Here is a 23,136-nt window from a genome sequence, read left to right as displayed (position 1 = left end):
ACATAGGCGATTTATGAATGTTGTTTGCTTTTTTGTTCTACTCATGTAGTCTTTTATACATATTGATTCCTGCAATTTTAAAGCCTAATGTTTTATATAATCTCATCGCTTTCTGATTTGTCCCAAAAACATGAAGTTTGAAATATAATATATCTCTTTCCTGAAGAATTTCTTCTATTTCTGACATGACCTGTGTACCTATTCCTTTTGCTCTATAGAGATCGAACAAATAGATTTCATATAAAAAAGCACTCCTTTTTTCATCTTCAATCTTTAACCACACATACCCACAAATCTCTTTTTCATGAACAATTTTATAGAATTCATGATATGAAGTTTTAAATCCGTTTGCCAGATAACCATCTAATAGATTTTTAGCACGAATTTTAGGGTCTTCTGCTATTTCGTAGGTATGACTAGATAAAGTTTCTGTATATCGCTTTTCTTTGTCAGTGATATAATCTTGAAAATCCGATTCGTCCATTTCAACTAATAATGTCATTCTTGAATCCCTCACTTTTCTTCATCTGCCTACTGTTATATAATAAAACTAACATAATATAAAAAACATGTATATTAAATATGAATAATAGCACTGTCACTGATGAAAATATTGTTAATACTATTTTCAACATATCATGTAGCGTTTCTTAATAGTATGTTTACGAGGAGGAGAATTTTTGAATTCCATTGCATGGATGATTGTCGGCTGTGAAATAATGTTTTGGATCGTGATTATTTTAGGTTTGGTGACGCGATATGTTTTGAATCTAAACAAATTAGGTATTTTTTTATTAGCTTTAACGCCATTGATCGATTTGGCTTTATTGATTACAGCAGGGATCGATTTATATCATGGAGCGACTGCAACAGTAGCACATGCGATTGCAGCAGTGTATATTGGTGTTTCGATTGGGTTTGGAAAGAGTATGGTTAAATGGGCGGATGAGCGGTTCCTTTACTATGTAAAAAAAGATGGAATAAAACCTAGGCGTTTGTATGGCTTAGACTATGCAAAACATTACTTAAAAGGTTTTGGCAAACACGTAGTATCATTTTTGATAGGAGCAGGCTTGTTAGTATTAGTCATTTTCTTAATCCATAACTCATCTCAAACGCAGGCTTTGCTAGATGTTTTAAGAATATGGGCAATTGTTTTAGGGGTTGACTTCATTTTCTCAATTTCTTACTTCATCTGGCCAAAACAGCGAAAAGCATAATGGAAACATCTATTGGAATGCTTTAAGAATTAGTTACGTTTGACATTAATTCATGAAAGAAAAAGATGTATGGTGGAAAGTTCTTGAGGAAAAAATAGAAATTTTATCAGCTGAGGATTTGTCCAATATACCGAGAATATCCCAGTGGTAGAGATAAGAAAACTTTTTATAGATCAGATGATAATAACGTTTCAATAGGACTTATTGTATCAATTTTGAAATCAATCTTTAGTTGATTTTATAAGAAAAAGGACGACCTATTTATATGTAAAGCTTTTAATTATAAGGAAATCGAGGGTGATTTACTTGCAACATCGAAAGTTGAGAAGATCTGCAATAGATCGATCAATCGCTGGAGTTTGCGGAGGAATTGCGGAGTATCTAAATTTACCATCATTTTGGGTTAGACTAGCATTTGTTATAATTCCCTTTTCTTTACTTCTATACATAATTCTTGCCAATATATTGCCCATCAGCCCCAAAATGCTTTATCCTGATTCAACGGGTATAAACAATCGTTAATCAGAGAAATTCAGGCTAAAGGCGCAAAATCCTGTGGCATTTTATCTGTGAGGAAGTGTAGAGTCAACCGCAATGATTGAAAACTTATGTTGATACAAGTTTTCAGCTAGCACGCATATCACGCATTTTAAAGAGGGGCCTTTCAAGCAGGCTTGCAAGATCCGGACGCAATTACGCTGTGGTATAATTGATAAAGATTAACTTTTTTAAATAATTATAATGATGATGAAAATAGTGAAAGGGTTATACCACTATAAAGGGCATAGAATACTATTAAAATCAGTACTCTATGCTTTTTTGTATGTAAAGCTTTTGGGTCTCCTTTTTTCGATTGGTTCTATGGGGCTGAAATCTATATCTATCAATTAAATCGTACAATCACAGAAAAAATGTACATAACATACTTTTCAAAGTTGATACCCTATTACTTTTGAGATAAACATATTTTTGTTATTACGTAATTATTTAATTTCTACAAAACTATTTAAAGAAAAGATTTAATGAGTGCTTATCTTCAACTGAGAATTTACTCATGAGTTTTAGTACTCAAATCATTGTTTTGTAGATAGCACCAAAACGAGGGATTATTAAGAGATTGTAAAGAACAAAAAAGAAAAACTTTATATACCTAAAGACTTGACGTAGATACAAGGTTTGATAAAATTATAGTACATTAGGTTTATTAATTAAGAAAAACAAAATGAATATAGTCACATAAATGTAAGCGTATTCCTATTTTTATATAGGAAAGAGAGGGTGATTGTTTCTATATAAGTGATAAAATTGTATTATAAATATATTTATTATATTATAATCCTATTGGAGGAAAAATTTTTATGAACATAAGCAAAAAGCTAAATTTGTCATTTTACGGAATCATTATTTTATTTATTATCTCTATTATTCTTAATTTTATGAATTTAAGATCGATCGATGCAAATGTTGATGAAGCGCTCGATAACCGTGTGACACAAATCATGGTAGTGGATGAAATTCGTACGGATTTGGCGATGCAAGGACTTTACGCAAGAGCATCTATCATAGATCCAAATGAAGAAAATCGTCAAAATCTTGAAGAATACGCGAAAAATTTAGACTCTTCCATTGCACAATTACAAAAACTTATTCGAAGTCAAACCATGCAAGGATATTGGAAAACGATTAACACGGCAAATATTTCATTTAATAATGAAATGGCAACATTAAATACAGCTCTTGATCGAGGAGATAACAAAAAGGCTGCCGAAATTGTTAATGGTCCTTTAAAAGATGCCAATATAGCCATTTTAAATAGTTCGGAGAAAATGATAAATTATCAGCATAAACAATTAGATAATACCAAAAATAGTATTCAACACTCAATAAGCTCTTCTAATGTAACATCATTAATTAGTCTGCTGATCTCAATAGCCATTGTTGTTTTCCTCATTTTATTCATACGTCGAACTATTATTCGTCCATTGAACCTGCTTCATGATACAGCAAATATTATTGCTGATGGAGATTTAACAGTAGCAGATATCTCAATTAAAACAAAAGATGAAATAGGTGCGCTTGGGGCATCTTTCAACAAGATGAAAAATAGTTTACGAAACTTAATCGCGAAAGTGTCAGAGAATATCGAGCACTCCACAGCTGCTGCTGAAGAATTATCGGCAAGTACAGAAGAAGTAGCAAAGGCTTCTCAAGAGGTTGCTGGAAAATTGGAATTAGTATCAAATGCTGCGACATCCTCTTCTGAAGTTGGAAAAGATACATCGATTGCGGTAGAAGAAACAGCTAAAAGTGTACAATCTATTGCCCATTCCACACAAGAAGTGCATCAGGAAGCAACTGAAGCACAAACAACAGCTGAACGTGGTGGACAAACATTAAGCTCTACGCACGAACAGTTGAAACGTATTCAAGAATCATCATATGATACGCGTACGCGTGTTCGCCAATTGGCAGAGCAATCTGAAAAAATCGGCGATATTACGAAAGTGATTACAGATATCACGGATCAAACCAATTTATTAGCATTGAATGCTGCGATTGAAGCAGCACGTGCAGGAGAACATGGTAAAGGTTTCGCTGTTGTAGCAGAAGAAGTGCGGAAATTGGCGGAACAATCTAGAGCGTCAGCAGACGAAATTGTAGAATTAACGAATAACATTCAAAATGATACAGAGGATGTAGAAAAATCGATTAATACTACAGTTGTCGATGTAGAAAGTGGTGTAACGTTAATTGAAGAGGCACAGCAAGCCTTTACACATATTTTAGATTCAGTAGATTCAATTACAGACCGTATTGAACAAGTGTCATCCGCAGCGCAAGAGGTGTCTGCAGCAACAGAAGAAGTATCAGCCTCCGTTCAAGAAATGGCAAATGGAGCAAATAGTGCTGCTGGAGCCATTGAATCAGTAGCCGCGGCGACCGAAGAACAGGTAGCAACGATTCAAGAAATTAATTCAGTAACGAAAGAAATGACAGATCAAGCAGTCAAATTACAAAATCAAATACAAGAATTTAAAGTGTAAAATCGTAGAGTTTTTTGTTTTTCTGATAATGTGTAAAATATTTCAGTTCATCTTTTGAAATAAACTTATCTTTTATAATAGAGAGCCCTTTCTACTCATTATAATGAGTATGACAATCTGTTAATTGTTTATAAAAACCGTCTTTTTCTTTTATTTTGTATCAGTATTTACAAATATAAAAAAAGGCGGTTTTTTTGTTCTTTAGAAAGCGACAATCTCATTAAAAAATACATATGAATTTCTGCTTCAAAAACTACTGTCTTGGATAAAAATCAATTTTTTGTTATTAAATTGTTAGAAAATTGTAAAAAGTAGTCAAAAAGTGGGTTGTATCGATGACTATCGTACTATAATGAATATACAAAAAATAAGGGAGTGATCGTTATGGGGCGTAGATGTCTATTACTGATATTAATAGGTATATTGCTTTCATCTGGATGTGGCAGAGGGCAAGAAAGTCAGATTGATCATGTGAAAGATAAAATGAAGATTGGCATTATGCTCTCAGATGTAGGACTTGGCGATCAATCCTTTAGCGATTCGGCTTTTAAGGGATTAGTTCGAGCACGTGATGAATTAGGAATTTTGTTTGATTATCGAGAAATCAAAGATACAAAAACTTATGAAAAAGGGTTAACCGAACTTGTGAAACAGGGCAATGATGTCATTGTAGGGTTAGGATTTATGGTTCAGGAAGATTTAGAAAAAGTAGCAAAAAAATACCCTAAACAGCAGTTTGTTCTTATTGATGCCGTATCTAACCTTCAAAATGTTAGTTCGATTACTTTTAAAGCAGATCAAGGAAGCTATTTAGCTGGCGTTGTAGCAGCATTAACAACGAAATCAAATGTGTTGGGATTCATAGGTGGAGACGATGTTCCCACTATTCAACAATTTTCTGAAGGATTTCAGAAAGGTGCTAAAGTGGTTAAACCTAATATTACGATTATTGAAAAATATGCAGGTAACTTTGGAGATGACAAGCTTGGTAGTCAAATAACAAAACAGATGATTGCCCAAAAAGCAGACGTAATTTATGCAGCAGCTGGCTTTACAGGTGTAGGGATGCTGAAAGAAGCACAAAAAGAAAAAGTTTTAGCAATTGGTGTAGATACCGATCAATATTTCTATGCAGAAAAAGCTGTAGTGACATCCATGTTGAAACATGTAGATGTGGCTTTGTTTGAAATCGCGGCACAACTGACCAAAAAAGGTGTAGTGACTAAGAAACAGCAAGAATTGGGGATAGATGAAAATGGAGTGGGACTGGCTCCTATTAGGGTTGTTTCTTTAACAAAAGAACAAGAAGATCGTTTGAAGAAAGAAAAAGAAAAACTGACCAATGGTAATTATTAGGGAGGTTATCAGTCATGACACTCAAAAAGAAATTAATATTGAACTCTTTAGTTGGATTATTATTGGCAATTTTAATGATCGCGTTCATATTGTTCAATATGGTTGCTATTCAATCATCAAATAAGGATAATGTTGCGATTTTAATAGATGTACAAAAATTGGATGCTAACATGAGTATGACTAAGCAGGCCATCAATAATTTTTCTTTTACAGTCACAGATGCTAACAAAGCAGAAGTAGAGCAAAATATAGAAAAAATTGATTTGCTTATGAAACAATTATCTAAACAATTAACAGATGCAGATAGCGTCAAAGTTTTTAAAAAAGTAAGCCAAAAATATAACATATGGAAAAAAGAAACGACTACTTTTTTAAATACAAAAAATCAAGCGGAGGCAAAGAAGCAATCGATCCGAATAGACGGTATTTTAAATGATATATATTTACTTAATTTATATGTGAATGATGATTATGATACTATTCAAAAAAATTTAGAAAATAAAATATCATTTATAGTTACATCCGTAGTGATTGGCAGTATTGCTCTAATCATTGTTGCAATCATCATTAGTATCCAGATGATGAGATCAATCACTAAACCATTAAAGAATCTTGCTTCTCATGCAAGCCAAATTTCACAAGGAAACTTAAATGTGGAGTTGTTTAAATATGCAGTAAAGGATGAAGTGGGTACGCTAACTACTTCCTTTTCGCTGATGGTCAAGCAGCTAAAGGGACTTTTATTTTCTATTGAAAAAGTTAGTAAAGAAGTTGAGGGATTTGCTAAAGAAATTGAAACAGACAATGGTGGCTTGACACAAATGAGTAATCAGGTCGCTATTGCTACTGACGAATTATCAGTGGGCTTTCAAACTATTTCAGAAGATTTACAAGAAGCTGTGTCACTTATTGAACAAGTAGATCTTGAATTGCTAACAAATGTTGAACGCTCACAGGAAGTAGTTACATATGGAGAGGAGTCAGTAGAAGCCATTCAATCTGGTCAACAGGTGATGGTCATTCAGCAAGAATTAATCGTAAAGAACAAAGAGACTATGCAACAAATTGAAGAAGCGACAAAATTATTTGTTCATTACACATCCAATATTGGGGATATGGCACAAACTGTTTCAAATATTGCGGATCAAACAAATTTGCTTGCTTTAAACGCAGCTATTGAAGCGGCTCGTGCCGGAGAATCTGGAAAGGGCTTTGCTGTTGTAGCAGAAGAAGTGAGGAAATTGGCAGAAGAGTCAACAAAAGCGACATCACAAATTTTTGAAATGGTGGGGCTCATCCAAACTGGCATCGTTGATATCTCACAATCCGTCACAAACGGTGTAACTATTGCGAATCAACAGCGTCAGTCAATGGAAGAAGTAAACAAAACATTTGATCATATTGAGAAGAAAGTCCAAGGAATTGCGACCGAATTAACAAGCTTACAGTCAGCTATTCAACAGTCAAAAAAGAGAGGGACTCAAGTGCTTCAAAATGTGGAAAGTATTAGCGCGGTAGTCGAACAATCTGTAGCAGGAGGGGAAGAAATATCAGCCTCAACAGCAGAACAACTGACATCTTTTAAAAAGATGGGAGAAAAAGTAACAGATTTACGTCAATTAACGGATGATTTAAATCAAACATTAGCTATATTTAAACTAAAATAAAGATGAAGCCCATGATGGTGAGCATGAAGTTGAAAAATATAAATGAACATGTTTTTTAAAACCAAATACAAAGGAGAAAAGTGAATGAAAAAGCTATTAGGGAACCTTAAGCTCATTCTAAAAATCGGTATACTTTTTCCCATTATTACAATTTTTTTAGCTGGAATGTCCATCATCAACTATATTAGTGCATCTAAAGAATTGCAAAAATCAATTGAGAACGAAATGGCGTTGCTAGCAGACAATGTAGGTAATTCAGTAGAAAATAAATTACACTCACACGAACAGCTCATTTATAGTGCAAAATCTTCTATAGAATCTGCGGATAAAGTGATGACAAGGGAGCAATTTAAACAGTTTGCTGAGCAATTACTCCCATCCAATAAAGAAACTTATGGAATGGGACTTTGGCTTGAAAAAAATGCAGCTGGTGGAAAAAACTTTGGACCGTATGTATATAAAGAAAATGAAAAAATGGTTTATACAAATGTCTATGAAAAACCTTCTTATGCTTTTCATACGCAAAAGTGGTATACAGATAGCATACAATCATCAAAAATAACCTATACAGAGCCTTATTTCGATCAATCATTAGGAAAAATGTTTATCTCATTTGGTGTTCAAGTAGTGAAAAATTCAACTCCAATTGGGGTTATTACAGGTGACTACGTGCTAGATTCCATACAATCGATTGTATCAGATGTCAAAATACGAGATAGTGGTTATGCATTTTTAATGGATCATAACGGAAAGTTTTTAACACATCCTGATGCTAAGAAGGTTAATAAAGAAACCGTCCAAAAATTTTTAAAAATTCCTATTGAAAAATTTTCAAAAGAGCAACAACTAATGGAAACGACTATTAAAGGGATAAATTATACATTACAATATAAGAAAATAGATGGTGTACCATGGAAACTTGTATTACTTGTTCCAACAAAAGAGTTATATGCAGATGTACAAGGAATGGTCTACCAACAAATTGTGGTCAGTATTGTTTTGATAGTATTGATTGCAATTATTATTTATTTGTTAGCCCGTTACATGCGTGGTGAAGTACAGGTAATCAATAAGCATTTAGGTCATCTTGCCACAGGAGATCTAACGCAAACAATGTCTGTTGCTACTAAAGATGAATTTGGCGAGATGGCGCAATATTATAATCATTCTGTCAAAGCATTAAGGAAAATGGTCAAAAGCATTTTAACTGAATCTGAAACAGTTGCTTCCACCGCAGAAGAGTTGACTGCAAGCGTGCAAGAGGTCAACCATTCCGTAACAGAGGTAGCTATTTCTATTCAAGATGTCGCAGAAAATACAACTAAACAGCAGGTTGTAAGTGATCAATTAGAATCCGCAACTACTCAATTGGCTAATGAAATGACAGACGTTAAAAATACCCTAGAAAGTACGGTAACCCATTCAGCTGCTACATCTGATTTAGCAGTAGAAGGGGCAAAACAAATTTCATTATTTGTTGATGAATTTACTCACTTGCATACGCAGATAGAAGATTCAGCTAATTTAGTTAGTAACTTAAGCGTTCATTCTATAAAAATAGAGAAAATGAGCCAACTCATTTCATCCATCACAGAGCAAACCAATTTATTGTCTTTAAACGCAGCTATTGAAGCTGCACGAGCTGGAGAAGCAGGAAAGGGCTTTGCAGTAGTAGCTGGAGAAGTGAAAGAACTCGCTGAACAAACAAGTCAAGCCTCTCAGGAGATTGCAACACTTGTGCATAATGTCCAAAATCAAATTAATAAAGCGATTTTAATGATGGAGCAAAGTCGTTCTATTGCTCAGAATGGGATTGTTTCTGTTCAACAAGCCGGGGTAAATTTTGATACTATTGCAAAAGCAATTCTGGAATTAAAACAAACGATTGAGCAAACTAGTTTTAGTACAACAAATGCATATGATAAGCTGACAAAAGTGACTTTTAAAGTTCAGGAAATCAGTAAACAAGCGGTTGCAACAAACGATCATACGTTAAACGTCTCTGCTATCACAGAGGAACAAGCTTCAACAATGACTGAAATGGCAACTGCCGCTGAACAATTAGCCAAGTTGGCTCAGAATCTTCAAGAAGAAACAGGAAAATTTAATGTATAGAAGATTTCCTTTGAATTTTAAAAGGCTTGTTTAAAAAAAGGAACTTCGCTATTGATTAACTAGGATACACAAGATTTAACCTGCACAAAACATAAAGTGAAATTTTTACCAAAAGACTTGTTCCTAGCAAAAACTAGGTCAAGTCTTTTATTGTTTGAAAATTTTTTCATGTAGAGCCAGACCTGGGAGCAACTGCTTGTGACAGTTTACTTTACGCTATTTGCTATCTCAACTAAACTGTCCATCGATGACTTTAAGTTACTGCTTTCATCCATGCTTAATATATATTGTAAGTTATTTTTTTCAAAAACTAATGTATCGAATCCAGTTAAGCTTTTACTATATATAGCTTCACTGCCATTATTCATTTTGATCTTTTGTTTGATGTTCTTTTCTTCAAATTTCTCTTTATATTGAACTGGTTTGATCAAAATTTTAAAATGGTTCTGATCTTTTTGGGCATTTAAAAATTCAAATTCTAATTCATCATCTACTTCTCCATCTAAATCATTAAGTCGACCAAATGCATGTGTAAACGAAATTCCCGGCAATTTTGAGGGCAAAGAAATATCCGTTTTGAAATGTTTTTGCCCATCTATAAGAGCAGTTGCTATATCAGTGTAGCCAATATCAACATAATACTCTTCAAAATCCTTTTCAACTGCACTGCTCACAAAAGGTTCAGATAAAAAACTAGCTACAATCGGTAACATCACAATGATCGTTTTCCGCATTTTGACTCATCCTTTTTAAACTTAGTTATAACAATAGACTGATACAAAACATGATTTTTTATGTAAGCAAAACAAATTTAAATGATCTAAAATATAGTTTATTTTATAAACCTCGATAGTCTATATTTTTAAATAAAACAAACCGCATTAAGGAAAAGTATTATGCACTCTTTTAGATGGTATTCATTCGTTAAACTTTAACGATATCAAAGTGCAAATAAGAATGGAAATTCACCTATATCCATTAAAACTGTTTTTCAAAGCGTAAATCGGTGAATTCTATTTTCATTGAAAAAAGACTGGCAGGCATACTCAAAATTTGGCTTTGTCTGCAGTCTGTATGTATTCATGAATAAATATTTAAAAAGTTTAGGAATAGGGTAATCGTAATAATTTTTCCTATTATTCAAAGTCCCTTAGCTTTCATAGCATAAAGTAAATTAACTAACCTTGTAATTTCTTTTTGCTTTTTTTGCACTTGAAATGTTTCTATTTGTTTTAGTTCTTCTTGACTGATATTCGAAATGATTGACAATTCTTGATAGCTAAAGTCCAGCTCTTTTCGTAGTTTTATAATATTCAAAATTTGTTTTTTATACTCATGATCTTGCCAATTTTTTAGAAATGGCTCAGGATGGATTGACAATTGATGAAAAGTTTTCATAAAAACTTTAGCTGTATTAAAAGCATCATCGACTGAACAATGAGGAGTTCCTTCAAAGGTTAGGCCTAAAGTTTCTATTGCTTTTAGCAAACCTATTTGGTTTCCATTTTGATGATTTTTTAAAACCGAAAATGCCTTTTGCAAATCAAAATATTGTGTAAAATAATTCCCCCTAAGTTGATAGAATCGTAAATTTTTTTGCAATACAGTGCGATCCTGTTCTCCCCAAGAACAAAATATGTATGATTTATGCCCGAGCCATTTATAAAAATGTTTTAGAACAATAGGAAATTTATGTGCTAACCAACGATCTACTTCCTGTAAATTTGTTAATTGCCTAATTTGAGGTGATATTTTTTGGGGTGGTCTTACATAAGAGTGAAATTTTCTTCCTAATATTAATCGCTGATCTACTTCGCTTACCTCAACAGCGCCTATTTCTGTAATATCTTGGTTGTATAATTTACCATTTCGAAAAACTGAATTCCATTCTAAATCAAATATAATAAACTCCATTATACCGCCTGCCTTTTTTCCTTTTTATTATTACATATAAATATTAGAAAATTCAAACATCAATATAGAATTGATCATATCTTCCATTCGCTAAGTTAAAAAAACGCTTGAATCTGATCCGTTCACCATAGTTTATATCATACTAACTTCATTTCATAATTCAAAAAAAGATAGAAAAACTACATTTTCCACATATACACTTTCAAGATTTAAATTTGTCTATTCATGTGAAAAATGAATCAATGGAAATTCTGTTTATAAAGCTATGAGTAAATATTTTAATATACTACTAGTAGTATGCTATCATAAAATTAAATTATCTCGAAGGGAAGATATACATGAATTCTCCATTTACATTTATATATTCAGCACCAGAGGACGTAGAACAGGGAAAGTTATATCCCGCAGTGTTCCTCATGCATGGTATGGGAAGTAACGAACATGATTTACCAGGATTACTAGACGAGATCAAGGATCAATGTTTTATTTTTAGTTTACAAGGTCCTATTGTTCAACAACCGGGATATGCTTTTTTTACGATTGAAGAATTTGGAAAACCACATCGTCATGTATTTGATCAAGTGATTGTGCATATTATGAACTTTATCCAAGAAGCTATTACTGAATATCCGATCGATGCAGAAAAAATCTTTTTAATGGGTTTCAGTCAGGGGGCTATTCTTTCCAAATCTTTAGCTTTTGCGATGGGAAAAGAAAAATTAGCTGGAATTGTTGCATTGAGCGGATACATTCCTGAATTTGTGAAAACAGAGTATAAGAAGCATTCTATCGAAGGGCTACCTGTATTCATTTCACATGGCACATATGATATGGTACTTCCCTATCAATGGGGAGAGGCAAGTCGAGACTTTTTTGCCGAACAGGGCGCAGACGTTACATTTCAATCCTTTGAAGATGGACATGGCGTGACGCCTGATATTCAACAAGGTCTCATCACATTTTTAAAAGAGCATTTTTAAAAGTAAATTGAAATTGATTGAAAATTAAAATATATTTCTATGGAAATAGTAAAAAAATGTTGACATATCTCATTAGAATGAATAGAATTACATTAAACATTGTTCGATAGGTAGCAACTTTATAGCAAGGTTGGCCTTTTGAGTTGAGATGAGAATAGTTGAGCATAGCTGAGAAATTGAAGATTAAGAATAGTAGCATATGCAATCATTGTCAAGAGAGTTAGCGGTGGGTGGAAAGCTGACCAATGATCTATGTGAATGGACTTAGGAGAGCATTCGTGAAAAAGTGAGTAGCGAATGACGTTTAATCTACGTTACAGATTTTAAGGGGAAGTTTTCGAACTTCAACTTGAGGTGGCAACGCGGTATGTATCGTCCTCATGAAAGAATTATTCTTTCATGGGGGCTTTTTTATTTCATCGACTCCCTCAGCAACATAAAGAAAATTATCATCATTTCTCAATCTCGAACAGATATATGGTTTTAGAGATATTGCACAAAACAAATTCTTGAACTGTATGATCAAATGCACAGTAAAGAAAATGAGGAGAGATAAATATGAAAAAAGCAATTGAACAACTCAAAAATCGTCAACATTTAACGTATGAAGAAATGTTAAATACTTCTACAGAAATGTTTCAAGATGAAACACCCCTTGAGGAAATTGAAGAATTTTTAATCGCATTATCTCAAAACGGGGAAACCGCCTCTGAAGTAGCAGCTCTTGCAACGGTCATGAAATCCTTTGCATTAAATGTTCCCGCAAAAGAAGGACGATATATCGATAATTGTGGGACAGGTGGAGATGGCTGTAACAGCTTTAACATCAGTACAACAGCAGCGTTTGTATTAGCGGCAACAGGTGTAAAAATCGCAAAACATGGTAACCGCAAAATTTCAAGTGCAGCTGGAAGTGCAGATATACTAGAAACATTAGGAATCCATACAAACTTTACAATTCCAGAAACAATTGAGCTTTTAGATAAAGAAAATCTTACTTTTTTATACGCGCCAAATGTTCATCCCAAATTAAAAAGAATTGGTCAAGTGAGAAGAAAGATTGGCAAACCAACTATTTTTAATTTAGTGGGTCCTTTAACGAATCCCGTTGACTTAGCAACACAATTTACAGGTATTTATCGTCCAGATTTCTTGATGGAATATGCAACGGTCATGAAAATACTTGGTAAAGAACGCGCTGTTGTCGTAAATGGGGCAGGTGGCATGGATGAAGCATCATTAGCTGGTGAAAACCAATTAGTACTTGTAGATCATGGTGATTTAATCCCATTCTCCCTCCGTCCCGAAGATGTTGGCTTAAAAGAAGCTCCGATAGAAGCCATCCGTGGTGGGAATGCTGAAGAAAATGCCGTGATTTTAAAAGAATTGTTAAAAGGAAAAAGGGATGCTTACTTTGATGTTGTCGCTTTAAATGCAGGTATTGGATTATTTGCATATGGTCAGGTAGATAAAGTAAAAGACGGTGTAGAACTTGCGATTGATACGATTGAGTCTGGCAAAGCATTGGAAAAATTAGAAGCCGTCATAGCCTTTAGCGAAGCACATCGAAAGGAGCAACTATTATGACCACCATCCTAGATACAATCATTGAAAAAAAGAGGGAAGAAGTACAACGATTAAAAAAAGAAAACCTTTTACAACAATCTGAGGAAAAAATTCGACCTTCGCTTTATGAAAAGTTAAAAAGTGCGAAAACACTTCAAGTGATTTCTGAGATTAAAAGAGCTTCACCCTCAAAGGGGATCATTAATAATGGCGTAAATCCAGTAAAACAAGCCTTATTATATGAGAAGGCGGGTGCTGCATGTATCTCTGTTTTAACAGACACCCCATTTTTTAAGGGAACATTTGAAGATTTAAAAAATGTGACAGATGTTGTTCAAATCCCTGTACTTTGTAAGGATTTTATTATTGATGAAATACAAATTGATTATGCGAAATTCCATGGCGCTTCCGTTATTTTATTGATCGTTGCTGCGTTATCAAAGGAAAAACTAGCATCCCTGTACCAATACGCAACATCCAAAAATCTAGATGTGTTAGTTGAAGTACATGACGACAAAGAACTTCAAACAGCTTTAGAAATCGACGCGAAAATAATTGGCATTAATAATCGGGACTTAAAGACATTTCAAGTGGATCTGCAACATACCGCAACCATTGCCAAAAAATTTCCTTTTCAAGAGGAACGGGTGTTAATCAGCGAAAGTGGTATGAAAACGGTTGAAGATGCGAAGTTTGTTGCCGCATGTGGTGTTAGTGCTATTTTAGTTGGTGAAACGCTAATGCGAAGTAATGATGTTGAAACAACATTAACAGCATTACAAGTTCCAAAGGGTGTTGTAGCACTATGACAAAAGTAAAAATATGTGGCTTGATGAACAAAGAACATGTAAATACGGCTGTTCAATCAGGGGCTGATGCGATTGGATTTGTTTTTGCGAAAAGTAAAAGACAAGTTTCTATTGAAAAAGCGGCCCAATTAGCAACAGCTGTTCCAGCGAGTGTATTAAAAATTGGTGTCTTTGTTGATGCGGAGCCGGCATTTATTGTCAAGGCTTATCAAGAAGTGCCATTAGATTATGTTCAATTTCATGGTCATGAAACAAATGAAGAGATTCAAAGACTAGGTCTTCCTTCCATAAAAGCTTGTTCTGTGAAATGTGAAGAGGACATTGAACGAGCATCTACCTATGATACAGATTATTTGTTGTTCGATGCACCTGGTATTGAGTTTGCAGGTGGCAGTGGGAAAACATTCAATTGGAACTTGTTGTTCAACCATCCAGCATTAAAAGAGCGAAAAATTATCCTTGCAGGGGGATTAAACGCTTCAAATGTCAAACAAGCCATTGATATTGCTAACCCTTATATGTTGGATGTGTCCAGTGGTGTAGAAAAAAACGGACAAAAGGATCATGTTCTAATCAAAAGATTTATCGAAGCAGCAAAAGGAGAGTGTCTTGTAAATGGTAAAAGAACTAAGTGAACAAAAAGCGGGACGATATGGCAAATTTGGTGGTCAATTTGTGCCAGAAACATTGATGACGGCTTTAAATGAATTAGAAACAGCTTATGATGAAGCGACAAAAGATCCATCTTTTCATGAGGAATTACAATATTATTTAAAAGATTATGTGGGACGTGAAAATCCACTCTATTATGCGGAACACTTAACAAAGAAAATAGGTGGAGCAAAAATCTATTTGAAACGTGAAGATCTGAATCATACGGGAGCACACAAGATCAATAATGCCTTAGGTCAAGCACTTCTTGCGCTCAGAATGGGCAAAAAGAAAATTGTTGCTGAAACAGGGGCAGGTCAACATGGTGTTGCGACGGCAACCGTTTGTGCACTTTTTGATTTAGAATGTGTTATTTTCATGGGAAAAGAAGATGTCAGACGCCAAGCATTGAATGTATTTCGTATGGAATTATTAGGTGCAACTGTTGTTTCTGTTGACCAAGGTGGCGGCACTTTAAAAGATGCTGTCAATGAAGCACTGCGCTATTGGGTCACAAATGTAGAAGATACGCATTATATTCTAGGATCAGCTTTAGGACCACATCCATTCCCACGTATTGTGCGTGACTTCCAAAGAGTTATCGGTGATGAAACAAGAAAACAAATTCTTGAAAAAGAAGGTAGATTACCGAACGCTATCGTCGCTTGTGTAGGGGGAGGCAGTAATGCTATCGGTATGTTCCATCCATTTGTCAATGATGAATCCGTCAAATTATATGGTGTCGAAGCTGCGGGAAGTGGCATCCAAACGGGGCTTCATGCAGCAGCTTTTGCCGAATTAAAAGAAGGCGTGTTGCACGGAGCATATATGTACCTATTGCAAGATGATAATGGCTTTATCCAAGAGGCTCATTCAATCTCAGCAGGTTTAGATTATCCTGGAGTAGGTCCAGAGCATTGTTATTTACATGATATTGGTCGTGTAAAATATTCTTCAGTCACAGATGATGAAGCATTAGAGGGATTAAAATTATTATCCCGTACGGAAGGCATTATCCCAGCATTGGAAAGTGCACATGCCATTTACCGCGCTGCTGAAATCGCCAAAGAGATGAAACCTGATGAAATTTTAGTCATTTGTTTATCCGGTCGCGGAGACAAAGATGTTGAAACAGTTCGAGCAGCAATGGGGGCAGAAAATCATGACAACTAAACCTTTACAATCAGCAATTGAAAAGAAAATAAAAGCCGGTCAAAAAGCATTTATTCCTTACATCATGGCAGGAGATGGCGGGCTGAAAGCTATTCGAAAGCAAATATTATTTTTACAAAATGAGGGTGTCACTGCTATTGAATTAGGCATTCCTTTTACAGACCCTGTTGCAGATGGTCCTGTTATTCAAGAAGCTGGAAGTCGTGCATTAAAAGAAGGGGCAAACTTAAAAGTAATTTTAAATGAAATGGCTCAATTTAAAGAGGACATTCAAGTACCACTTATTATTATGAGTTATTTGAATCCGATCCTTGCTTATGGCATTGAAAAATTTGTTGCAAAGTGTGAGGAAGTGGGTATTGCCGGTTTGATCATCCCCGATTTACCAGTAGAAGAATCTGAAATGATTCGATCAAAGTTGATAACATCTCCCGTCGCATTGGTTCAGCTTGTATCCTTGACGAGTCCTCAAAACCGAATTGAAAAAATCGCGAAGGCGGCGGAAGGATTTATCTATGCAGTTACTGTTAATGGGATTACTGGCGTTCGCAATGAATTTGGCAAGTCATTAGATGCGCATTTGCATAATCTTAAAGAAATCAGTGATATTCCGGTTCTTGCCGGATTCGGTATTTCGACACCTGAACAAGTAGAGAAAATAGGAGCAATGGCAGATGGTGTAATCGTAGGTAGTGCCATTGTAAAAGCCTTCCATGAAGGGAATGAGTCAGCGATCAAAGCGTTATTGCCAAAGGTTGTAGTAAACGATTAGGCATTAAACGTAAATGAAACAAACACACGCTGGGAGTTTTCTTCATCCCAAACTTGTGTGTTCAACGAATCAATTGTGATTTTATGAGGAGGAAAGCTGCCGCTGATTGCTTGATACTTCCTTTTGAAGTGGAATCTTACTGCTGTTAATCCTAGATAAAGTGAAGCTTCCATCCATCAGTGGGAGTTTTCTTCATCCCGCATTGACGGGGTCTTACTGTCCACGTTAACGCGAGATAAATATAAATGAACAACCCGTTATGAAGTTTCATAACGGGTTTACTATTTAAACTAGCAGCAATTGGGGGAAAGGCTATTTCAAATAGGTGATCAGTTGTTCTTTATTTCTAGGAAAATCATTTATATTTGAAATGATGTTCTTAGCTTGCAAAACTTCTGCCATTTCAAAAATCCATGGCTTTTCTAAATGTGCTTTTAATAGTAAATCTTCTTGTTTAAAAATATGAATAGGATCGCCATGATAAATCACTTCACCATCACTCATGACAATAATCTCATCTGCCCACTCATAAGCAAAATGGACATCATGCGTGGATAAAATAATGGTTTTATCTAATTGATGAATTTGATTAAGCAACTGTAAAATTTGCTTGGAATAATACCCATCAAGTCCAGCTGAAGGTTCGTCTAATATAAAAACGTCCGTATTCATCGCCAATACACCAGCAATGGCGACCCTCTTTTTTTGGCCTAAACTCAAAAAATGTATAGGTTTGTCCTGTAAAGGAGTAACTTCTGTTTCGGTCATAGCCCATTCAACCATTTCATTCACTTTATCCTCAGACCAACCTAGATTTAATGGACCAAATGAAATATCTTGACGTACATTTCCAGCAAATAATTGTGAATCAGGATCTTGGAATACAATCCCCACGCGTGAACGTAATCCTAGTAATGATTTTCGGTCATATTTCATCGGGCGATTTTCAAAAAGAATACTGCCAGAAGACGGCTGAAGGATACCATTTAAATGCTGAAATAGTGTAGACTTTCCTGCACCATTATTTCCAAGAAGTGCGATCTTTTTACCTTTGGAAATAGTCAGAGATAGATCATTTAATGCTACAGTTCCATCGGCATAACGATGTGTTAAATGTTGAATTTCAAAGTATAAATCATTCAAACGAGGATTCCTCCAAACTCAATGTAAACACCAATGATGAGTACAAAGACAAAACTGATCAAAGTCCAATTTCTTTTAGAATAATGATAAGAATCTTCAAGAAAATTCACTGATTCATGATAGCCACGAGAATCCATAGCTATTGAAAGTTCCTTAGAACGGTGAAAAACATGGACGAATAGGGAGGAAATTAACATTCCCAAAGAATGAAAGCCTCTTTTTATCGAAATATAGCCAAGTCTTGAATTTTGTGCCTGAAAAACGCTAACTGAAATTTCTAAAAATACAAAAATGAATCGGTACGTTAACTCGGTTAATTCAATCATTAGTTGTGGTACCCTGCATTTTTTTAAAACTTGCATTAAATCATGGACAGGTGTTGTTAACGTTAAAAAATATAAGCAGCTAATACTACTTAAAACCGAAAAAAATAATTGAATACACATTTGAATACTTTGAGTTGTGATATACACAGTGCTGTTTAAAAATGAGAATTGCCACACCGAACTGTGTAGCAATTCAGCATGTTGAGTAAAAGAGAATAGTATTCCAACCATGCTGCTCAATAAAAACAATCCAGGTATACAAAGTAATTTTAAATAATATGTCCAAGGTATTTTAGCTGCAAAAATAATGAGTCCGCTCATCATCGAAAAAGTAATAAGAGAAATCAAAGCATCCTTGACTGTCAAAGAAAAAATCAAAAGAAAGAGCGATAAAACGATTTTTTCTACGGGATGGGTTTTTGCTAAATGATTGATATAAGCATATTGATCAATAAGTAGCATGCTTTCCTTTGCCCTCTTTGTTATCATCTTTTTTAGATTTACCACGTGATAGTCCGATAAAGTAACCGATAAAACCTGCTCCTATAGCAGCCTGCAAGGAGAATAATAGACTTTCAATCTCACCACTTGGCGGTTCCCAAATGTTAGAAAACCATGGATGATAAGAAGAGTCGATTTTCGTTATTTCCGCTTCAGCTTGATCGTCTGAACCACCAAATTCCGCACCCTTTTGGAAGAAAAGAGGAAGAACAGCCAAAATAATGACTAATGCTATTAACAATAAGTTCTTTTTCATTGTTGTTCTGCTCCTTTTTTAAATACTTTCAGTGCTTTTAACTCTGCTAAATTGTATTTTTGTAAGAAGTTCATGATGACAACTGTAAGAATCCCTTCACTAATGGCTAAAGGAATTTGTGTAATAGCGAAAATGCCACTAAATTTTGTAAATGAAGCAAAGAAACCGCCTACATCAGAAGGGAAAGCAAGTGCTAATTGGATAGATGTCACTACATATGTACCCAAATCACCAAGTGCAGCGGCTAAAAATACTGCCCATGAAAAAGATAATCCCATTTTAGTAGCTCCTTTATATACGCCGTATGCAATAAGAGGACCGACAATCGCCATAGAAACTGTATTCGCACCTAATGTAGTTAATCCACCATGTGCAAGCAATAATGCTTGGAATAAAAGAACGATAAAACCTACCACACTCATAGCCATTGGTCCAAATAATATAGTACCGAGGCCTACACCAGTAGGATGAGAACAACTACCTGTAACAGATGGAATTTTCAATGCTGATAATACGAATGCAAAGGCTCCAGATAATCCTAACATCATTTTGGTTTCTGGATTTTCAACAATTGTTTTTCGGATGGAGCGGAATCCAATCACTAAAAATGGAATGGAAACTGCCCACCAGAAAATAGCCCATTCAACGGGTAAAAAACCTTCCATAATATGCATAGCAAAAGCTGGTTTTGGTACAATCATAATGGCTAGAAGAAAATAAACTAGTTTCCAATTCAAATATTTTTTTAAATTTTTCATTTTACCAATCCTCTCTATTACTTATTCCATTGTGACATTTAAAAGTTTCTTTTGTTGCACCTCCATCACACCCTATAAGGACAATAAAAAAACACTTCTTACGGATAGAAGAAGTGTTGATGAATAGTAAAATAATACTAATTGCTTAGCATGTCTATTCTCACACCTATCCTCGTAGGCTGAAACTAATTCGCATTTCATGGCAGGTCTCCTGGCTTAGCGTCATCATTATACTTTCACCTTCCCATCATTGACAGTGGCATCTTAAAAGCATAACTCGGCTTTACAGTGGCGGGACCGCGTTTGTTTTGCACAAACTTCCCTTTTAAGCTAAATATCTAAATTCAGCACCATAAAATTTATTGAATTGTTATATTACAAATCCAGTGTATCACGATTATATGCCCAATTCTATCTTTTTATTAGAAGAAATTCTGATGATTATAAAAGTTTGTTTTATAACAGTTAATTACTAAAATTTTAGAGAAATATTGTACAAGAAATCTATTTTTTAAATTGAAAAACAGTCTATAAGATAAAAAATATATTTTAAATCATGACAAAATAGTATATGATGATGACAGTTTAAAATTTTTCTAACAGGTGAGATGAAAACTCGCTGATTATAATGCAACAAGTTTTTTTGAATTGATCGATCTATACACCTGTTTTTCTAATGAACAATTACATACTATTTTTAAAAGTGCTCTTGTAGATTTTCAAGGGATAATAGGGAAAACGGTTCAAAGCCGGTGCAGCCCCCGCTACTGTAAACATGGATGAAATGATAAAACTCACTGGTCAAATGACTGGGAAGAGATCAGAGTAAAGTGAAATGTAAGCCAGGAAACCTGCTTTTAAAAAGTACGATACTTTTCGGAGGGAAAGGTAAAAACTATGGTACCAGCTAACAAACTAGTTTTTAAACCTTTATTCCAAGAATAAAGGTTTTTTATTTTCCTTTTTCTATTGATAAATAGGATGAAAAGGAGAGTGGATATGGTAACTTGGGATTTATCGGGAATGAAAAGTCATTTATTCATTTGTAACGGAAGTTCATGTATGAAGAAAGGAGCAGAGGAAATCACCCTCGCCATTCGAGATGAGATTACACAATTAGGGATGGACGAACAAATCCATACAACTAGAACTCGAGTTGCAGCCACTATTGGGATTCACAAAAACAAATAAATAAAAAGGGGAGAAGTTCACATGGCAAAACAAGGTAAACTATATGTCGTTGGTTTTGGCCCTGGTGATTTTAAACATATTACGACGCGAGCAGTAGAAGCACTTCAAGAAAGTGATTTTATCATTGGTTACAAAACTTATGTTGAACTAATCCAAGATCTCATTACGAATGAAAAAACAATTATTAGCACAGGGATGACAGAGGAAGTTTCAAGAGCTCAAGAAGCAGTTCGACAAGCAGAAACCGGGAAAATAGTAGCTGTCATTTCAAGTGGTGATTCAGGAGTCTATGGTATGGCAGGACTCGTATACGAGGTGTTAATCGAAAAAGGTTGGACCGAGGCAAACGGGATTCCAATCGAAATCATTCCAGGTATTTCTGCTATCAATTCATGTGCCTCTCTATTAGGGGCACCTATTATGCACGATTCCTGCACAATTAGTTTAAGTGATCATTTAACACCATGGAATTTAATTGCTAAAAGAATAGAAGCTGCCGCCATGGCGGATTTTGTGATAGCACTTTACAACCCACGTAGTGGACGTAGAACACGTCAAATTGTTGAAGCTCAACGTATTCTCTTGCAATATCGATCACCCGATACACCTGTTGGATTAGTGAAAAGTGCTTATCGTGACCGTCAGCAAATCACGATTACCAACTTGAGTGAAATGCTTGAAAATGATATCGGGATGTTAACGACTGTCATTATTGGTAACTCTTCCACATTCCTTTATGACAATAAAATGATTACCCCACGTGGCTATCAAAGAAAATACACGTTGCATGCGGATAAACAAGCATTAAAACCACATCAACGCTTAAAAGAGGAAGCTGAACCATGGGCAATGGATCAAAAAACAGGTGTTCAGCGTATTCAATCTTCTGTAGCTGTTGTTGAGAAAGTCCCAAAGGTTGAATCGATCAAGACAGAGCATCCAAAAGTAAATTCATATGAGATGGCTCTGGAAGCCTTAAAACGCGTGACTGGTAAACAACCTGAAACTACAACTACACAATACATCCATCAAGATTTTGAAGAAATATTTGAATTAGCTGTAAGTCCTGGTGTTGCCAATAAAAAGTTTACACCCGAACAAATGATGACTTTAGCCATGGTTGTAGGTGAAAAAGGCACCATGGAATATACACCCAATCATCAAATTCTATTAAAAATACCTACTTCAAATCCCGATGAAATTACATCCAAATTACAAAATGTAGGCTTCCTGCTATCACCAGTAGGAGATGTTTTAACATTAAAAGCTTGTGATTTTTGTGATGGTGAAAAAACGGGCGGGATTCCTTACGCAGAAGAAATTCAAGAAAAATTGGGTGGTATGCAATTACCAAAAGAGTTGACAATTGGCTTCAATGGTTGTGGTATGGCTTGTTATAAAGCGGTCAATGAAGATATTGGCATTATTTACCGAAAGGGGAAATTTGATTTATTTTTAGGGGCCAAACCTGTTGGAAGAACTGCACATCCCGGACAGCCTGTAGCAGAGGGCATTGAACCAGACAAAATCGTAGAAGTCATTTCAAACATTATGAAAGAATATAAAGAAAATGCACATCCAAATGAACGATTATTTAAATATTTCAAAAGAGTGAAAAATATTCAGGGATATATTTATCAAGATATAGCACCAAAAATAAAGATTGAACCAGCACCTTGTGGTGACTAATGATG

The 23,136-nt window shown here is 34.9% G+C and carries 20 protein-coding genes, 1 pseudogene, 2 riboswitches and 1 other annotated feature; of the genes and pseudogenes, 14 read left to right on the top strand and 7 right to left on the bottom strand.

Annotated elements, in window-relative coordinates; translation table 11 throughout:
• Nucleotides 1-37 precede the first annotated feature (37 nt).
• Complete coding sequence (locus tag FEZ13_RS04615) at nt 38-502, bottom strand: GNAT family N-acetyltransferase (protein ID WP_146551649.1); 465 nt, start codon at nt 500-502, stop codon at nt 38-40.
• A gap of 178 nt (nt 503-680) precedes the next feature.
• Between FEZ13_RS04615 and FEZ13_RS04610 the strand changes: the two genes are divergently transcribed.
• The 6 genes from FEZ13_RS04610 (at nt 681) to FEZ13_RS04585 (ending at nt 9,402) form a co-directional block, all read left to right on the top strand.
• Nucleotides 681-1,220: a hypothetical protein gene (locus tag FEZ13_RS04610; RefSeq protein ID WP_146551648.1), complete on the top strand. Its 540-nt coding sequence runs from the start codon at nt 681-683 to the stop codon at nt 1,218-1,220.
• 297 nt (nt 1,221-1,517) lie between these two features.
• Entirely contained in the window at nt 1,518-1,742 is a 225-nt protein-coding gene (locus FEZ13_RS04605; RefSeq protein ID WP_370467613.1) for a PspC domain-containing protein, read from the top strand.
• Between the two features lie 836 nt (nt 1,743-2,578).
• Nucleotides 2,579-4,264, top strand: a complete 1,686-nt coding sequence (locus FEZ13_RS04600) for a methyl-accepting chemotaxis protein (protein WP_146551646.1) — start codon at nt 2,579-2,581, stop codon at nt 4,262-4,264.
• Nucleotides 4,265-4,648: 384 nt separating this feature from the next.
• Nucleotides 4,649-5,620, top strand: coding sequence for a BMP family lipoprotein (locus tag FEZ13_RS04595; RefSeq protein ID WP_146551645.1), 972 nt, complete (start codon nt 4,649-4,651; stop codon nt 5,618-5,620).
• A 14-nt stretch (nt 5,621-5,634) separates the two neighbouring features.
• On the top strand, nt 5,635-7,287 hold the full coding sequence (locus FEZ13_RS04590) for a methyl-accepting chemotaxis protein (protein ID WP_146551644.1): 1,653 nt from the start codon (nt 5,635-5,637) through the stop codon (nt 7,285-7,287).
• Between the two features lie 84 nt (nt 7,288-7,371).
• Nucleotides 7,372-9,402 carry a methyl-accepting chemotaxis protein gene (locus FEZ13_RS04585; RefSeq protein ID WP_146551643.1) on the top strand — a complete coding sequence of 677 codons (2,031 nt, stop codon included), beginning with the start codon at nt 7,372-7,374 and terminating at the stop codon, nt 9,400-9,402.
• A 206-nt stretch (nt 9,403-9,608) separates the two neighbouring features.
• Here the strand turns inward: FEZ13_RS04585 and FEZ13_RS04580 are convergent, their stop codons facing one another.
• Both FEZ13_RS04580 and FEZ13_RS04575 read right to left on the bottom strand, forming a co-directional pair.
• Nucleotides 9,609-10,136, bottom strand: coding sequence for a hypothetical protein (locus FEZ13_RS04580; RefSeq protein WP_146551642.1), 528 nt, complete (start codon nt 10,134-10,136; stop codon nt 9,609-9,611).
• A gap of 406 nt (nt 10,137-10,542) precedes the next feature.
• Nucleotides 10,543-11,316, bottom strand: a complete 774-nt coding sequence (locus FEZ13_RS04575) for a 3'-5' exonuclease (protein WP_146551641.1) — start codon at nt 11,314-11,316, stop codon at nt 10,543-10,545.
• Between the two features lie 338 nt (nt 11,317-11,654).
• Between FEZ13_RS04575 and FEZ13_RS04570 the strand changes: the two genes are divergently transcribed.
• The 6 genes from FEZ13_RS04570 to trpA all read left to right on the top strand — a co-directional run bounded on the left by FEZ13_RS04570 (nt 11,655) and on the right by trpA (nt 17,267).
• Nucleotides 11,655-12,296: an alpha/beta hydrolase gene (locus FEZ13_RS04570; protein WP_146551640.1), complete on the top strand. Its 642-nt coding sequence runs from the start codon at nt 11,655-11,657 to the stop codon at nt 12,294-12,296.
• A 170-nt stretch (nt 12,297-12,466) separates the two neighbouring features.
• Nucleotides 12,467-12,679 (top strand) — a binding site (T-box leader).
• A gap of 175 nt (nt 12,680-12,854) precedes the next feature.
• Entirely contained in the window at nt 12,855-13,883 is a 1,029-nt protein-coding gene (trpD, locus tag FEZ13_RS04565) for an anthranilate phosphoribosyltransferase (RefSeq protein WP_146548727.1), read from the top strand.
• Nucleotides 13,880-14,671, top strand: coding sequence for an indole-3-glycerol phosphate synthase TrpC (trpC, locus tag FEZ13_RS04560; protein ID WP_146551639.1), 792 nt, complete (start codon nt 13,880-13,882; stop codon nt 14,669-14,671). The genes trpD and trpC overlap by 4 nt, the downstream gene beginning before the upstream one ends.
• Nucleotides 14,668-15,306 carry a phosphoribosylanthranilate isomerase gene (locus FEZ13_RS04555; RefSeq protein ID WP_146551638.1) on the top strand — a complete coding sequence of 213 codons (639 nt, stop codon included), beginning with the start codon at nt 14,668-14,670 and terminating at the stop codon, nt 15,304-15,306. Before trpC ends, FEZ13_RS04555 begins: the two co-directional genes overlap by 4 nt.
• Entirely contained in the window at nt 15,287-16,495 is a 1,209-nt protein-coding gene (trpB, locus tag FEZ13_RS04550) for a tryptophan synthase subunit beta (RefSeq protein WP_146551637.1), read from the top strand. The genes FEZ13_RS04555 and trpB overlap by 20 nt, the downstream gene beginning before the upstream one ends.
• On the top strand, nt 16,485-17,267 hold the full coding sequence (gene trpA, locus FEZ13_RS04545) for a tryptophan synthase subunit alpha (RefSeq protein ID WP_146551636.1): 783 nt from the start codon (nt 16,485-16,487) through the stop codon (nt 17,265-17,267). The genes trpB and trpA overlap by 11 nt, the downstream gene beginning before the upstream one ends.
• A gap of 312 nt (nt 17,268-17,579) precedes the next feature.
• On the opposite strand, the gene FEZ13_RS04540 is transcribed toward trpA, so the two are convergent.
• From FEZ13_RS04540 to FEZ13_RS04525, 4 genes are read right to left on the bottom strand one after another with little or no spacing between them, the layout of a single operon-like run.
• Nucleotides 17,580-18,410 carry an energy-coupling factor ABC transporter ATP-binding protein gene (locus FEZ13_RS04540; RefSeq protein ID WP_146548722.1) on the bottom strand — a complete coding sequence of 277 codons (831 nt, stop codon included), beginning with the start codon at nt 18,408-18,410 and terminating at the stop codon, nt 17,580-17,582.
• Entirely contained in the window at nt 18,407-19,198 is a 792-nt protein-coding gene (cbiQ, locus tag FEZ13_RS04535; RefSeq protein WP_146551635.1) for a cobalt ECF transporter T component CbiQ, read from the bottom strand. Before cbiQ ends, FEZ13_RS04540 begins: the two co-directional genes overlap by 4 nt.
• Nucleotides 19,185-19,493 (bottom strand): energy-coupling factor ABC transporter substrate-binding protein, encoded by a 309-nt coding sequence (locus FEZ13_RS04530; RefSeq protein ID WP_146551634.1) that lies wholly within the window; start codon nt 19,491-19,493, stop codon nt 19,185-19,187. The genes cbiQ and FEZ13_RS04530 overlap by 14 nt, the downstream gene beginning before the upstream one ends.
• Complete coding sequence (locus tag FEZ13_RS04525; RefSeq protein ID WP_146551633.1) at nt 19,490-20,251, bottom strand: energy-coupling factor ABC transporter permease; 762 nt, start codon at nt 20,249-20,251, stop codon at nt 19,490-19,492. The genes FEZ13_RS04530 and FEZ13_RS04525 overlap by 4 nt, the downstream gene beginning before the upstream one ends.
• Nucleotides 20,252-20,435: 184 nt before the next feature.
• Nucleotides 20,436-20,621, bottom strand: a riboswitch (cobalamin riboswitch).
• Between the two features lie 314 nt (nt 20,622-20,935).
• Nucleotides 20,936-21,124: riboswitch (cobalamin riboswitch) on the top strand.
• Between the two features lie 126 nt (nt 21,125-21,250).
• On the opposite strand from FEZ13_RS04525, the pseudogene FEZ13_RS04520 reads away from it, so the two are divergent.
• Nucleotides 21,251-21,406 (top strand): annotated as a pseudogene (locus FEZ13_RS04520) ((2Fe-2S) ferredoxin domain-containing protein); the annotation flags it as partial.
• 57 nt (nt 21,407-21,463) lie between these two features.
• Nucleotides 21,464-23,131 carry a precorrin-3B C(17)-methyltransferase gene (gene cobJ / locus FEZ13_RS04515; protein WP_146551632.1) on the top strand — a complete coding sequence of 556 codons (1,668 nt, stop codon included), beginning with the start codon at nt 21,464-21,466 and terminating at the stop codon, nt 23,129-23,131.
• Nucleotides 23,132-23,136 lie beyond the last annotated feature (5 nt).

Source organism: Rummeliibacillus sp. SL167, assembly GCF_007896505.1.
GTDB lineage: Bacteria > Bacillota > Bacilli > Bacillales_A > Planococcaceae > Rummeliibacillus > Rummeliibacillus suwonensis.
The sequence above is the reverse complement of the archived record's forward strand: the minus strand, read 5'-3'. Positions and strand labels throughout refer to the sequence as shown.